Below are 15,385 nucleotides of genomic sequence, written 5' to 3' on the forward strand. Positions count from 1 at the left end.
TTCATAGTGTCACCTGTTAACTTATGAGGTGATGATATCACCTCTAACTAGGTGGCCAAATTAACTATGCCACTACACTGGATACCCACTATGTGAGTAAAGCATTATGGTACCCAACATTGATTAAAGCTGGACTTAAACGCAGACGCGCTTACGAGACGCGTCACACTGCAGCGGTGCTTCATATAGCAGCCCTTGATAATCCCTTGTACATCTCACAAATGCTTGGTCACAGCGATACTCGCTTATTGTTTGACGTATATGCCCCTTATGTAGCTAATGCATCACGTACTGATGGAAATGCATTTGATACGCTGATGCGCAGTGAAGGCTTTTCTTAAAGGTGTAGACGTTTTAATAAAATCCCCATTTTATAATTTTGTCTCTAAAAGCAAAAAACCAACTCATTGTGAGTTGGTTTTTTGGATAATGCATAAGCCATCTAACCTAAAGCAAAGTTTTAATTACTTTTGCAAAGTCTGTACCGAGATTTTTATCACGTAGGCCGTACTCAACAAAGGCTTTCATATAACCCAGTTTATCACCACAATCGTGAAATTTACCGGTCATGTTGAATGCTTCAACCGTGTCTTGTTCAATCAACATATCAATCGCATCTGTTAACTGAATTTCGTCACCCGCGCCCGCTGGTGTTTTAGCTAATAGATTCCAGATTTTTTCAGATAACACATAACGACCAACAACAGATAAGTTTGATGGAGCAGTCCCAATGGCAGGTTTTTCTACCATAGCTTTGATTTTAGCTGAATCACCTGGGGCGATTTCTTCACCATTACAATCTGCTATACCATATTTATTAACATCACTATCAGGTACTGGCGCAACCATAATCTGGCTAGCAAAGCTTGTATGGTAACGCGCCATCATCGCAGCTAAGTTTTCAGTTGTTTGGTCTGCGGTGTATTCATCTAAAATAACATCAGGCAGTACCACTGCAAAAGGTTCATTACCGATACAAGGTTTAGCACACAACACTGCATGTCCTAAGCCTTTAGCCTCACCTTGACGAACACTGATAACAGAAACGTCTTTAGGACAAATTGATTGTACTTCTTCTAACAGCTGACGTTTAACACGCTTTTCAAGCGTTGATTCAAGCTCGTAAGATTTATCAAAGTGGTTTTCAATGGCATTTTTACTGGCATGGGTAACCAGTACAATTTCTTTAACGCCAGCAGCTACACACTCATTAACGATATACTGAATAAGCGGCTTGTCCACGATAGGTAGCATTTCTTTTGGAATCGCTTTAGTTGCAGGAAGCATACGTGTGCCAAGGCCTGCAACGGGAATAACAACTTTCATGAAAAACCTTATTTAATTAGGTGACTGAAAAACAATGATAAAAATATACTAGACTAAATTAACCACATTTTGAACAGCTGGTTTGTTTTTTTCTGTTTGCTGATAAAGCAAATCACAAATACCATCCGTTGGCGCAAAACCTGTAGGGGTTTTTAGCAAAATATCTCGAATAGTTTCGTGGTCAAAAGCGTGACAAGCGGCATCTAAGCGATCAAGAATTTTCGAATACTCTGCCCATGACAGATGAACCTCATTGGCTGTCATAATTCTTTCGTGTTCAGTACCCGTGACATCATCACCAATTAGTAACTCTTCATAGAGTTTTTCACCTGGGCGTAATCCACTATATTCAATCGCGATTTCACCTTCAGGGTTTAATTCATCACGGACATCAAAACCACTTAATCGGATCATTTTGCTGGCTAAATCGACAATTTTGACTGATTTACCCATATCCAATACAAACACATCACCGCCTTTACCCATTGCGCCAGCCTGAATAACTAATTGCGATGCTTCAGGAATGGTCATAAAGAAACGGGTGATTTCTGGGTGAGTCACAGTGACTGGCCCGCCATTGGCAATTTGCGTTCTAAAAAGCGGCACTACTGAGCCAGATGACCCCAAAACATTACCAAATCGAACCATACAAAAACGAGTTTGATGATCCTCTTTTGAAAAAGCTTGTAACACAAGCTCTGCCATACGCTTGGTTGTGCCCATAACGTTAGTTGGTCGTACCGCTTTATCTGTTGAAACTAAAACAAAGGTTTCAACTTTTGCAGCAATAGCCGCTCTTGCTGTGTATAGGGTGCCAAACACGTTATTTCGTACACCTTCAACAACATTGTGCTCAACCAGTGGCACATGCTTATAAGCTGCGGCGTGGTATACAGTCTGAACGCCAAAAGATTCCATAATCGCTTGAACACGATTTTCACGCTGAACCGACCCCATCATTGGCAAAATGCGCACATTAAGGCCAAGCTCTTTTGCTGTAGCAGATAGCTCTCTTTCAATGGCATAAAGCGAATATTCAGACAGTTCGAATAACACTAATTTTTTTGGTGATTTTTTTAAAATTTGACGACATAATTCTGAGCCGATAGAGCCGCCAGCACCAGTTACCATAACCACTTTATCGGTAATATTCGCGGTTAATAAATCTTGTCTAGGCGCGACCGAATCACGCCCTAATAAATCATCAATTTCAACTTCTTTAATATCACTATAAAGTTTATTACCACTTACCAGATCGGCCATTGCAGGAATGGTTAACACCTGAGTAGATAGCGACTCTAAACGATTAAGAATGTCTTTACGTTTGGCTCTGGTTGCACTGGGTATTGCAAGCAACACTTTGGTTGCTGCTTTTTGAGTGATGAGTTTACGTATGATTGAGGGTGAATGAACGTGAACACCTTGGATTACACTGCCATGTAGCGCTTCATCATCATCGACGAAAGCGTAAGGATAATATTCATGGCTTAGCACCAAAGAGTTCAGTAATTGACGACCACTGACCCCTGCACCATAAATAATCACTGGCTCACCGTGACGTTTAATACCTGAGCCAACTAAAGAACGAACAAGTGCACGCGTTCCCCCTACAAACACCAAAGCGAACATGGCATATATGATAGGAACAGTGCGAGGCAGATGCGCTTCAGTAAAATAAGAGACGAACACTAAAGTGACAGTTGACGCGACAATACCAAGTAAAATAGCCGTTATTGCTTGCAAGCTCATATAACGCAATACCGCGCGGTACAAACCAAGCTTGGCGAACGCTAAAATGCTGAAAGGAATACTTGTAGCAACCAAAGCCCAGTAATGCCCATTAAGCAACACACTGACATCATCAACTCTGACTAATAACGCAGCCCAAAAGGCAAAGCTTAGAAAAACAGTGTCAATTGCGATACTCACTAAACGTTTTTGACTACGCTCTAAACGAAACAACTTTTGCAAAAAATCCATTTTCCGCTCCATAAACTTAAAAATCATAGTGTATTACTTCTTTAAATACGAACGCCTCACCACTATACCATTTACAGGGTAATATGAGTAATGCGTACAACTAGCTTAGGATATTATATGTGAGAGCATGAAAGAACACGAAGAAAAAACTTAACTTGTGCACTACTCTGGAATTGTAGGAATAAATGTGAACAAAAAACCGATGAGACACATTTTTATCGACTTTTTTGATGATGAGACAGACAAAATTAGCGCTAGTTTAAGTAAATCAATACTCTAGCGCTAAAATCATAATAGATAGATAGATAGGTCTATTAATCTAGTTAGCAACGAATACTAATCAGAACCAAATAAATCTCGAGTATACACTTTATCCGCAACATCACGAATTTCATCAACCATTCTGTTTGATACAATCACATCACAACTCGCTTTAAACTCTTCAAGTGATTTAATGACTTTAGAGTGGAAAAACTCATCTTCGTGTAAAACAGGTTCATACACAACCACTTCAATGCCTTTTGCCTTTAAGCGCTTCATGATCCCCTGAACACTCGATGCTCTGAAATTGTCAGAACCCGACTTCATTATCAAACGATAAATACCTACGCGATTAGGCTTACGCTTAAAAATTGATTCTGCAACAAAGTCTTTACGTGTTTTATTAGATTCAACAATCGCACTAATGATGTTGTTTGGTACATCTGCATAGTTAGCTCGCAATTGTTTCGTATCTTTAGGCAAGCAATAACCACCATAACCAAATGAAGGATTATTATAATGGTTACCGATACGAGGATCCAAGCCAACCCCTTCGATTATCTGGCGAGCATTTAGACCGTGCGATTCAGCGTAAGAATCAAGCTCGTTGAAGTAAGCCACACGAAGAGCTAAATAAGTATTTGAAAATAATTTAACTGCTTCAGCTTCTGTTGAGTCAGTAAACAATACTTCTATGTTTTCTTTTACTGCACCTTCCACTAATAAGTTAGCAAAGACTGCAGCTCTCTCTGAACGCTCACCAACGATAATACGTGATGGGTGTAAGTTATCGTATAAAGCACGCCCTTCACGTAAAAACTCAGGTGAAAAAAATATGTTATTACACCCAAGTTCTTTCTTAATACGTGCTGTATAACCAACTGGTACAGTAGACTTAATTACCATAACAGCATTAGGGTTAATTGACATTACATCCTTAATTACTGCTTCTACCGATGATGTATTGAAATAATTAGTTTCAGCATCGTAATCAGTTGGAGTGGCAATAATCACATATTCGGCATCTTTATACGCAAGATGTTTATCAAGCGTAGCTTTAAAGTTAAGCGCTTTGTTTACTAAGAAATCTTCTATCTCTACATCAACAATCGGGGATACTTTGTTACTAAGCATCTCCACTTTTTCTGAAATGATATCCACCGCAACGACTTCATAATTTTGCGCCAAGAGCATTGCATTTGATAAACCTACATAACCCGTACCAGCAACTGCAATTTTCATACTATATTATCCAATTTAATCTTTTAAATATAAGTTATTTAGGTTTTACAGCATCACCACTACCGCTACCAGTTATTGTCATGATGATGTATTTAAAGTAGTTTTTAAGAGTTAAAGTGTCGATCATTTGCTTATCTGTTTCAGCTAAAACCTTAGGTGTAGACATATCAATATTTTGTACTTGAGCTAAACCTGTAACACCTGGCAACACATTGTATACACCTAATGCATCACGCTCTTTTATTAACTCTTCTTGGTTAAATAAGTTTGGACGCGGACCAACTAAACTCATTTCACCTTTAACCACATTAATTAGTTGCGGCAACTCATCAATCTTAGTCTTGCGCAGAAAGTTACCTAACTTTGTAATAGATGCATTACTAGCTAAGTGACTAGCCACAGATTTTGTTTCAACTGACATTGTGCGAAACTTAATTAGTTTAAACGGCTTTTGATTCTTGCCAATACGAATTTGGACAAAAATAGGCGAACCTGTATCAAATATGCCGAAAATGACGACGACTAATAATATTGGCCAAAGGAATAACAAGCCGAAAAAAGCAGCAAGGAAATCGATAATACGGATCATTTTATATACTCTATTTATTTTTACTTTCTAGTAAGGCTACGGCAGTTTCTTTGAAGCCATCCTCTAGTGATTGAGGAGGGACCCAATTTAAGGTTTCTTTAGTATGGGTAATATCAACCTGTAGAGATCCGACTAAACGATCCACAACATCTTTTTTACCAAAAATTTTACCCGCTAAATGATAACACCATAATGGTACAGGTAACATTCTGCTTGGTTTATCTAATGCTTTCCCTATATAACGTATCATATCAGCCGTCGATACATCATGATCGTCTGATACTAGAAACTCTTTATTTGCGGCTTTAGGGTGGTCAATACAAGTCACAATCAAATCAACCAAATTATTTACTGAAACTAAACTGCGTTTATTGTTAGAAATACAAGCAAAAGGAAGAGGTAAGCCCTTAGAAACTAAATTCATTAATGATGCGAAATTGGCTTTAACACCAGGCCCATAGACTAGAGGTGGTCGAATGATGACTACCTCCATACCAGTTTGTTCTGATATTTTACGTAGCCCAACTTCTGCTTCATACTTACTTAATCCGTAAGGGTCTATTGGGATAAACGCATCATTAGATTTAAACGGTAAACCCAACTCGGTTGACTCACCATTTACTTTAATCGAACTGATAAATATAAAGCGCTTCACACCCGCATCGGCAGCCTGTTTAGCTAAATGAAGAGTTCCAAAAGTATTTATTTTTCTAAATTCAGCTAAAGGGTCTTGGGCTTCATCACCCATAACATGTGCTCTAGCAGCACAATGAATGACTACATCGATACTAGCAACTGCCCGTTTAAAATTAGAGAGTTTATCTAACTCTGATTGATAAAATTCTAGAATGTTGTTGTTAGGTTCTTTACGCCCCAATAGTGAAACAATATGATTTATCTGTAAGTCATGTAATAAATATGAACCTACAAAGCCAGAGTACCCTGTGAGTAGTACTTTAAACATTACTTTTACTTCTTAAGTGAATAATAGAATCAGCCATCTTCTGCATTATATTTGTTCGCGTATAACTATCTACGAACTCTCCTCTATCTACTTGTTCTAGTTTAAGTTTACCAAGTGCAGACAATGCACCTTGTGTGTCCCCAGGGTGAAACACCTCTGCATTACTAACTTCATCAGTAATAAACTTCGCGGCATAGCCACTTACCCCCGCCAGTATAGGTTTTCCGGTGGAAGCATACTCGAATACTTTTGAAGGTAATACCTTTTTAAACGCTGGGTAATCATTCAAGTGTAAAAACAACACATCAGCATTCATATATTTATCTGATAACTCTTTTCTCTGCACTGGAGGTAGTAAGTTAACATTTTCAATACCATATAAGTGACTTTCCAAAATAGACTTTCGGCCACCATCACCTATTACATCAATAAAGAATTTACTATCTAAGCCCATAGCTAAACCAGGTAATATTGTGTGCAATCCCTGACCTTCACCAATATTACCAGCATAAAGAATGGTTTTTTGCTCAGAATCATTTACATCTATTGCTTCTAGCCCAAGAAACTCTTCATCTATACCATTGGTAAACCAACTGTATTGAGCTTGCTTAAATCGTTGAACAAAGTAACTTTCAAAACCTCTTGAAACTAAATTGATATGATTTGCAGTGTTAAATGTATAGCTTTCAATTAGCGATAAAATAGGTCTAGCAAACAAACTAATTTTCGGATTTAGTACATCTTTAATCGTATCAACAAAGATATCTCTAATGTCTAGATACAAAGGAACTTTTTTCTTTTTTGCTAAACGAGCACCTAAAAATGCAGTAAAGAGTCTAGAACTAGTGGCAAAGACTAGATCATATTCGTTATTTTTAGTTAATTTGACAGCTTCAAGATAAAATCGAGTGAATGCTTTTATTTGGTCCAACATTCCACTTTTATGTGAAGGTAATTCAATTCGATTTATAGCTACATTTTCAATCTGCTCAAAACGCTCTGCGCTAGCAGAAAAGGAAGCATAACGATTTGGCATAGTCGTTACTATTTCAATTTTAACATTAGCTTGCTGTTTTAGTTGTTCAATTAAAGAGGTTGTTCGGAATGAACCAGCGCAGAGATCTGGCTGATAATAAAAAGATAATACCAAAATACGCAAAATTAATCCTCAATTATACTAATGATGGTATTTAGTTGATTATCAACTAAATCCATTTTTAAATTCTTATTATCAATACACACACCGAACTCGGGATGATAAGTACCATCTAATATTTCAATTTTACTTGTGCTATGTATTGATAACTTAACGTTGCTTTCGGTTACCAGTCTCACAATGTAATCAGTAACAATTTCTACTGCAATAGTTGGATGAAGATGAAAAAAAGCACAAGCTTGATTAACTTGACCAATCAGTTCGTCTTTAATCTGAATTCGCTCCTGACTCGTAGCAAAACTACGAGAATGAGTCACTTTACCTTTTAAGCGATGGTAACCATCATGCGTAGCTTGCAAAAAAACACTATTATCATGTTGGCTAACTTTTAATAAATTAGAGTATGCACGGCGTGCCACCCTAAAGCCAGACCATACTTCTGAAGAGTCCTCTCCATCAACAACAACGGTATTGTGAGCCGCTGTTTGTCGCTGTCTAAGCCGCTCTTTACTTACACCATATAAAGAAGTACCGGAATTAACAAAGACACGTTCACAACCAACTGATAATTCGAAACTTAAAGTATCGGCGTGCGCATGGCCAGGTAAATAATCAGGGCCTACATTCGCATGATCAACAATTAATGTATAAATATATGAAGATACTCGGCTATAACCGCTATGCTCATTTGTAATCAAACTGGGTAAATCATCTGTAATCTTTAATCCAAGAGATATAGCATAATCAAATAGTTGCTGAGGTTTCGCTGCAATTCCAATCGCAGAGTCGTTAAAAAAACTGACTTCACCATCAGGGTGAATCATCGATTTCAGCCAAAATAATGCTTTAGTTGCTACTTTTTCCCAATAAGGTAAACGTTGCAGTAATTTTATATGTTGACTTGTATTAGCTAAATCTATTAACTCAAGCAGATCCCACAATAGTATTTCATGATACATAGGGGATAGTTCAAAGTGGGCACCATCAGGTAAAAACTGTTCAGGAATTTCCCTATCGAGTAGTTTAAGGCCCAAATCTAAATAACACTCGGCATGTTTATCTGCAATATAACAGCCAATAAAAGTAAGTGCCTTTGCGTTAGCAAAAAGGTGGTTACCTAAAATATGAAACTCAAGTTGCTGGGATAATACATCGGCTTGTTGCAACATACTGCCGAGATATTTTTGCTCGACTTCACCTTGCTTACTAAACCATTTAACCCAGTTTACTAACCTCAATGAAAGGGGATAAGGCTCCCAACCGTTACCAATACAAGCAGGGTTTTCTAAAACCCACTTATTAATAAAGTTGATATGTAATTTTTTACGAGAAAGGTAATCGCTTGAATTTAAATCATCAAAGTAATGAAGATTGTATAACCAGAGCTTTTCTTTAGCAGGATCATTCCAACTACCTATAGAGTCAACGCTTCCTGCTAGCGATAAAAACTCAACTCTATTTTTATCGAAAATACTTTGCTTAAATATTGCAGGCCCGTTCCAGTTCCAATTCTCACTTGAAAGCGGAATAGTAAGGAGATGTACTTTAGGCTTTTTAAAGCGATAAAGTAAACGAAAAAAAACTTGCTCAAAACGTAAATATTTAACTGTATTGTATAATTTTATAACCTTTAACACCAAAATTTACCTGATAACATTTAGAATAAGAACAAGCTCAGAAGCCTTCAAGAAAGTCAGTTTAATGTTGACAGAATAAACTGATGTTTTCCACGCTTAGTTAAAGGGATATTTTCAACAATAACGCATTCTATGCGTAGTTCACTACCTACCTTTTCCTGAAACAAATTCTGTACCTTAAATTTATCTTCGAAAGCAAAGTCATCATTCACCTGTAATAATAAATTACACTGCCCAATGATCGTTTGTTTAAATTGGTATTTTTTTACTTTGGAAAGAGCATCACAGTGAGTATTCAAAGCAGTCATCGATATCTTCATTCCGGTCTTTCCTAATAGATACTCTTTCCCCCATCGACCAGTTAACTCTGTTATCTCTGTAACAAAGCCATCTTTCTTAATAACATCTGCTTTATCCCCAGTTTTATAGCGGATCAGTCTGGTAGCTAAATTCATAAAACCAGTGCCGACTAACTCACCGTTTATCTCTTCTGTAGCACCATAAAATTGATTTGGAACGTAGCTATTGCCAATTAAGGGGGCGAAAATAACCCTTTCAGTCATTCCATAAAAACTCAAAATATCTGCATTAAAGGTATTTTTAATGCTTCTGACTTGTTCTGGGTATATTTTTTCTGATACTAGTAATATATGCCTTATTTCATCCAATTCTATATTTAGCTCATTTACAACTTCAGCAAACTCTTTGACTGATGATGGGTACCCATGAATCCATTGAGCAGAAAAGCTTTTTATTTTTCCTATATTATCTAGAACATTTTTTTTATTTAAACGAAATGGAGATAACAACAACTCTTTATACAATGGGTTATGCCCAAGAAACTCATCCGAAGGAATGCCAGAAACCCCCCTCAGACACAATCTTTTCGAGTTTTCATTTACATTATTCTGAGATAGATAGTGATTTACAAATGCCCATTCAGAAGAGTAAGAATCATTACTCAAATAAAGCTTAGTTTGTTTTCCAGTAGTTCCACCTGTTGTAACAGGGTACCTACGAGCATTAAAACGAGAATCTAAAAATAGCTCTAACTCATCCTGTATTTCATCTTTACATAAAACAGGAAATTCAAAAAACTGTTCAATATCTACAACTTTTGATATTTTTAATTTTTTAGCAACTTCCTCATAATATTTTGTATAGCGAATAGAGTCATTTATATAATTAATTAAACGCTTATTTCTCGCATGTTCAATTTCAACAGAAGAAAGTTTTAATTGCTCATCTAATTCTTGATACTGCCTCCTATATGTTTTCCCACAAAAAAAGGAATACGGGATGAAATATAATGGTGACTTAAGCTGTTTTGGTGCTTTATTGTAAAGTGATTTAATTGTAAAAAAATCAATTTTCATATATGTTTAATACCCATTTTATTCAAAAACTTAATTGTATTAGGTACATCTTGAAAGACTATAGATCTTTCAAGAGATTTCTCCTGAAAGCAGGCATGATCTCCTTTAACCTTATCAATAGCCATTATTAATTGATCAATTGACTTTGGCTCAACTAAGACCCCAAAACTTTCGACTAATTCTGGTATTTGCCTCCAGTTCGTTGAAATTACGGGTAACCCAACCATAAAGGCTTCGATTATTGCTCCAGGGTAACCTTCACCTTCATAATATGTAGGAAGGATAAAACAATGGAAATTGGAAATAAAATCATAAACAGCATCATTATCAATCATACCGACATAATTAACGTTTTTAGGGCATAACTTATCAAACCTCGTCAAAGAATCATCAGAGATAGGTCCGGCAATTGTGAGTTCCACATTATCCATGCTCTTCACCGCATCAATTAGGTCAAGAACTCCTTTTTCAGTGCTTACTTGAGAAAAAAACAATAGCTTAAACTTTTCTCCCGTACAATATGCTAATGATCGTCTATTTTGGATTGGCCTAACATTTGGGAACCAAAATGTGTTTGAATTAAATTTTTTAAACTTTTGAACCAAAGATAGTGTTTCAAAAAAGTTTGCAGAACTGTTTTTTAAAAGTGTATTAATAATAAAACGGCTGAGAAAATTCAAGGAGGCATGATATTCATCAAAATTACCTGCAAACTTACGAAGACTATATGATTTCCTAAAAATAAACCTCATAACTAATAATACAGGGGAGAAGTATAAATAATCTTTCGCTGTACCATTTAAGCTAATATGTTTATATGTTCCAATAGTGATTAATTTTCTCACAACATAAAAAAACATTGATAGTTTACTTGAATAATTTGCACTGTTTGAATCTGCTACACTGTATTTAACTTTATTATTATCTAAGTTAATGAGTAAATTTTCAAAAAGAACAACAATCCCGCCGATTTTGCCGTCTGAACTTTGCTTCGGACCAATCAACAATAGTTCATTATTATATTTAGACATAATTAGATTTTAAAATTCCTCATTTAATTATTTTGACCGGTACACCAGGGTGCAATTATAAACTATTTAACTCACAAACTAAATACAAACAGATTGAAATTTCCCAGTATTTGTACAGGGCAGAAGCTAATTACACTTTTTTACCAGTGCCAAAAATAATTCCCCCCCTGAAACCATCACTCCAACCGGACACTTTTCTAAAAGAGATTTCTAATTCTATCGGTGACTGTTCAACATTTTCCGAGTGCTGTCGTTCTACATTTTATTATTTCATATATTTAGCCACATCATCACGCATATGTTGCTGTGGTACTTAGCAACCAATCATGCTTTAAACTACCAAATAAGCGCTCCACAACGGCATTGTCCCAGCACGCTCCCATATCCCCCATACTTTCTCGACAGTCAAAGTTGGTTAATAAACGCCTATTAGCCCTTACTGGTATATTAAGAACCTCTTTCGCTATGAAACACTAAGCCATTTGGTGGTTTTCGCAAGTTGTAAGCCTTCAAAAATACTTTCTCCACTAAGCTTCTCGTCATGCGCTTAGAGGTATGCCTGCCGACGATTCTGCGAGAATACAAATCCATGATAACTGCAAGATATAGCCAACCATCACCTGTTTTAAGATAGCTCACATCACATGCTCAGGCTTGGTTTGGCCCAACAGGATTAATATTCATATTAAGCAAATTATCTGCCTCGCTATCACTGTGTTTACGCCTTGTGGTGACTTTATAAGCCAGACGTTGCGTGACCACCAGTTTCAATCGCGCCATTAGTTTAATAGTGCGATAACGAGTAATATTAAACCCCTTCTTTGCGTAGCTCTTTAGCTAACTCTCTACTACAAAAGCTGTTTCGACTGGCTTTGAATAATGCTTTAGCTCGACGAAATAACTCTAGAATGTCAGTAGTGATAAGTTCGCCAGTTTTTTTAAGCCAAACGTAATACGCTGACGAACTGACCTGCAACACTTTACATGCGATCGAAATAGGATATTTCGACTTAAGAGTATTGATAAATAAATACTTTGCTTCTCTTATTTCGCAAAAAAGGAACTGGCCTCAGTGTGCCCCTTGGGTATTTTTAAGATTTCACGCTCCATCAATAAGCGTTTATTCTCTTTGAGTAACAGCATGAGTTCGGTGCGTTCACCTATAGATAAGGTATCTCCTTGTGTCTGCTTTTTATGTTTAGAAACCCAGCTATAAAGGGTTTTGTCTGTGATACCCCGAACTCAACTCTGAAGTGCGACACTCGGTAATTAAGTGGCTAGTTGTTTAAAATCATATGGATATTGTTAATTTATTCGTTTAGTCATATTTACGTCAATAATGGCATAATTATTTTCCTTTATTGAAGTGTCCGGCTAATCAACCACAACACTATCCGCTGGGTGATTTATGAGGGGATCCTTCAGGGTTTAGTCTTGAATTGTAGCCAAAGTTATCACGAAATAATATCAAACTTGCAAACAAAACAACTGTAACTGTTAAAAAATATCTGGTAAATAAAAATGGCTCTTTAGCATGAGCTAAAATCAAACTTAACGTAAATATAATAATAAACTTTGCGAGTAAGGGGCATGTGGACCTTCTAAAGAAAACCTCCAATATCACATATATATAAAATAATAAGCTAATTATAACCCCTATCACCCCAATCCCAAATAAATCTCTTATAAAACCGATATCTGATGAAGAATTTTCTCGTTCATAGATAGAATTGCCAAATAAAAGCTGATTAGTATCTGAAGGGATTTTTATGTGATCAAATAATATAGTAATAGTACTTCTCCTTCCAGGAGTTACTATATTCTCAAACTCCCTTGATGTGCGTTCCAGAGCAACCTCAGCACTTGTCACCTCTAAAGAAGAAGAAGAAGAAGAAGAAGAAGAAGAGTTTTGAAAATAATACAATGATGCTATTAAAATAAAAAATGATACAAATAAAAATTTTATAAGAAAATCTCTTTTAATTGTTAGTATACTGAGTAAACGAAAATTCCAAAAACATAGCATCGGCAGAAAAATAAGACTAAAGAATAACCCGGTCCTCCCAGATACTAGTATTGCCAAAACATTAATTATTACAGCTCCAATAATAAAAAGTTGTTTAAAAAAACCTTTCTTTAAAACATTAGCAATTAAGGGAGTCATAAGTATTGGAATAAACTGAATTAAAGATGTTCCTGCTGCACCAGAGTTTGTCAACCCAGCCATTCTAAATGACATGTTAGCCTCTAGCATTTCAGGTTCAGTTATACTATAAACGACCTCCCTGAAATCAGCACTCACAAATTGAATTAACATTATCATCCCATGAATTGTCAAAATAGAAAATAAATACAAAACAATCTTTTCTATATATTCCTCTTTAAAATGCCAAACATACAAATAAACTAGTGAGACCCCTCCCAAAATATTAAGAAAAATCCTTATACTTCTCACCAAATACGTTGTATCGATAGCTCCATTTAAAACAATTATTAATAAATTATAAAAATAAAAACACATAAATAGTGACAATAGCATTGCTATTGGAGTTGCTATTTTCACTTCTTTCTTAATCATCAATAGTGCGAATAAAATAAAATTACATAGATTCGCTAAGGAAAGAGTGTCTCCTAAAGATCCGAACCTCATAATAACAGGACCAACAGTACTAAAAAATAGTAAAAAAAATAAAATGATAGATTTAATGCTCGAAGTAATATTCATAGATACAGCCATCTACATAACTTTAATAAAATAAAATGCACACACTAGAGGTAACCTTCGCTTTTGTACACATATTGTAAAAACATGCTTTCGTCCTCAAAACTATTATAGCCAGAATAACTTTTAAGGAGGCAGAAGCCCTGTCTCTTGATCAGATCTCATAGCTATTACCATCAGCCAACTTGTTCCTCGCCATTCAATAACCCACGACATGGGACTGTAGACTATTCCAGCCCTCCCCAATCGCCCCCCAACTTGCAACACCCGTATCGGTAAATCCAACCAATTTTATTATCGACTGAGAGGCCCATTTAAAACTCGGCGCACGGTATTTTTATGGCCACTCGGTTTATGTATTCGCATCAATAGTCTCCACTCATCTTATTCGAGTACCGTTTTGCAGCCTTGCTCTTCAATGCATTGGGCGGCTTCAATCAACCCTTTCTTACCTAAGTGATACGGAATAGTCATTAACTATCTTGATTGCAGTAGCCTCACGCCGATGAACGCGAGCAGCGATACTGCTCTTTCTAAATCCCTTGGCTCTGTCATGCGTAGATGCTCCGCCCTTGCTCCCATCTTGCACGCTTTATGAAAATTCTCAATTCGCCATCTAGCCGTATAAATATCAATGATATGCTGTGCTTCAGTTAAGCTGCCTATTACTGTAGTTAACAATAGACAGCGTAAAGGTTTATTTTGTGTTTTAGGCGGTTTTCTTGAGCGTATACGACAACGATGGGCTGAGCTTCTTCTTCAGTATTTAATGTCACTTCAGCGACTTTAACGCTCAATTGCACTTTTCTTGCTGCTCGTTTAATCGGCTTCACTTGAAGGTCTTTTGCCCCTTTCTATACAATCTCAATGGTGTCTGCGCCTAGTTCAGGTTGCGACTCTAGAGTCGTTGATCTTTCACGGTTCTTTTTGAAGCGAATTATTGACTATTTATACAAGGCAGAGGCTTTGCTGTGTAGTTATTCTACATAAAAAACCAATAACGCAGTAAAAATGGTCAACAAACGCTGTCCGAAGGATTCGGCTAAAAACGAATTACGTGTTGTGTTCGGCGAGGCTCACCTAAATTAGCATTATTAGAGT

General features: G+C 36.5%; 14 protein-coding genes. 1 reads left to right on the forward strand and 13 read right to left on the reverse strand.

Annotated features, from left to right (window positions below; genetic code table 11):
• The first annotated feature begins 92 nt into the window (after nt 1-92).
• Nucleotides 93-341 (forward strand): hypothetical protein, encoded by a 249-nt coding sequence (locus tag Q4591_RS14600; protein ID WP_303461643.1) that lies wholly within the window; start codon nt 93-95, stop codon nt 339-341.
• A 106-nt stretch (nt 342-447) separates the two neighbouring features.
• On the opposite strand, the gene galU is transcribed toward Q4591_RS14600, so the two are convergent.
• The 13 genes from galU to Q4591_RS14655 form a co-directional block, all read right to left on the reverse strand.
• The gene (gene galU / locus Q4591_RS14605) at nt 448-1,326 is read right to left on the reverse strand and encodes a UTP--glucose-1-phosphate uridylyltransferase GalU (RefSeq protein WP_303461645.1); all 879 of its coding nucleotides are present in this window, start codon (nt 1,324-1,326) and stop codon (nt 448-450) included.
• A gap of 48 nt (nt 1,327-1,374) precedes the next feature.
• Complete coding sequence (locus Q4591_RS14610) at nt 1,375-3,306, reverse strand: nucleoside-diphosphate sugar epimerase/dehydratase (RefSeq protein WP_303461648.1); 1,932 nt, start codon at nt 3,304-3,306, stop codon at nt 1,375-1,377.
• Between the two features lie 336 nt (nt 3,307-3,642).
• The gene (locus Q4591_RS14615; protein ID WP_102475740.1) at nt 3,643-4,809 is read right to left on the reverse strand and encodes a nucleotide sugar dehydrogenase; all 1,167 of its coding nucleotides are present in this window, start codon (nt 4,807-4,809) and stop codon (nt 3,643-3,645) included.
• Between the two features lie 34 nt (nt 4,810-4,843).
• A complete protein-coding gene (locus Q4591_RS14620) occupies nt 4,844-5,398 on the reverse strand; it encodes a sugar transferase (RefSeq protein WP_303461651.1) in 555 nt (184 codons plus the stop codon).
• A 10-nt stretch (nt 5,399-5,408) separates the two neighbouring features.
• A complete protein-coding gene (locus Q4591_RS14625) occupies nt 5,409-6,362 on the reverse strand; it encodes an SDR family oxidoreductase (protein ID WP_303461653.1) in 954 nt (317 codons plus the stop codon).
• Nucleotides 6,355-7,521 (reverse strand): glycosyltransferase family 4 protein, encoded by a 1,167-nt coding sequence (locus Q4591_RS14630; protein ID WP_303461655.1) that lies wholly within the window; start codon nt 7,519-7,521, stop codon nt 6,355-6,357. The genes Q4591_RS14625 and Q4591_RS14630 overlap by 8 nt, the downstream gene beginning before the upstream one ends.
• 2 nt (nt 7,522-7,523) lie before the next feature.
• Nucleotides 7,524-9,155 (reverse strand): alginate lyase family protein, encoded by a 1,632-nt coding sequence (locus tag Q4591_RS14635; protein ID WP_303461657.1) that lies wholly within the window; start codon nt 9,153-9,155, stop codon nt 7,524-7,526.
• 56 nt (nt 9,156-9,211) lie between these two features.
• On the reverse strand, nt 9,212-10,531 hold the full coding sequence (locus Q4591_RS14640) for a hypothetical protein (RefSeq protein WP_303461660.1): 1,320 nt from the start codon (nt 10,529-10,531) through the stop codon (nt 9,212-9,214).
• Entirely contained in the window at nt 10,528-11,562 is a 1,035-nt protein-coding gene (locus Q4591_RS14645; RefSeq protein ID WP_303461662.1) for a glycosyltransferase family 4 protein, read from the reverse strand. Before Q4591_RS14645 ends, Q4591_RS14640 begins: the two co-directional genes overlap by 4 nt.
• 447 nt (nt 11,563-12,009) lie before the next feature.
• The gene (locus Q4591_RS20165) at nt 12,010-12,201 is read right to left on the reverse strand and encodes a DDE-type integrase/transposase/recombinase (protein ID WP_368501225.1); all 192 of its coding nucleotides are present in this window, start codon (nt 12,199-12,201) and stop codon (nt 12,010-12,012) included.
• Nucleotides 12,202-12,952: 751 nt separating this feature from the next.
• Entirely contained in the window at nt 12,953-14,299 is a 1,347-nt protein-coding gene (locus Q4591_RS14650; protein ID WP_303461664.1) for a hypothetical protein, read from the reverse strand.
• Between the two features lie 462 nt (nt 14,300-14,761).
• Nucleotides 14,762-14,965 (reverse strand): transposase, encoded by a 204-nt coding sequence (locus tag Q4591_RS20170; RefSeq protein ID WP_368501226.1) that lies wholly within the window; start codon nt 14,963-14,965, stop codon nt 14,762-14,764.
• Complete coding sequence (locus tag Q4591_RS14655) at nt 14,959-15,117, reverse strand: hypothetical protein (protein WP_303461666.1); 159 nt, start codon at nt 15,115-15,117, stop codon at nt 14,959-14,961. The genes Q4591_RS20170 and Q4591_RS14655 overlap by 7 nt, the downstream gene beginning before the upstream one ends.
• Between the last annotated feature and the right edge of the window lie 268 nt (nt 15,118-15,385).

Source organism: Shewanella sp. 3_MG-2023 (assembly GCF_030548765.1).
In the GTDB taxonomy this organism is placed as follows: Bacteria; Pseudomonadota; Gammaproteobacteria; order Enterobacterales; family Shewanellaceae; genus Shewanella.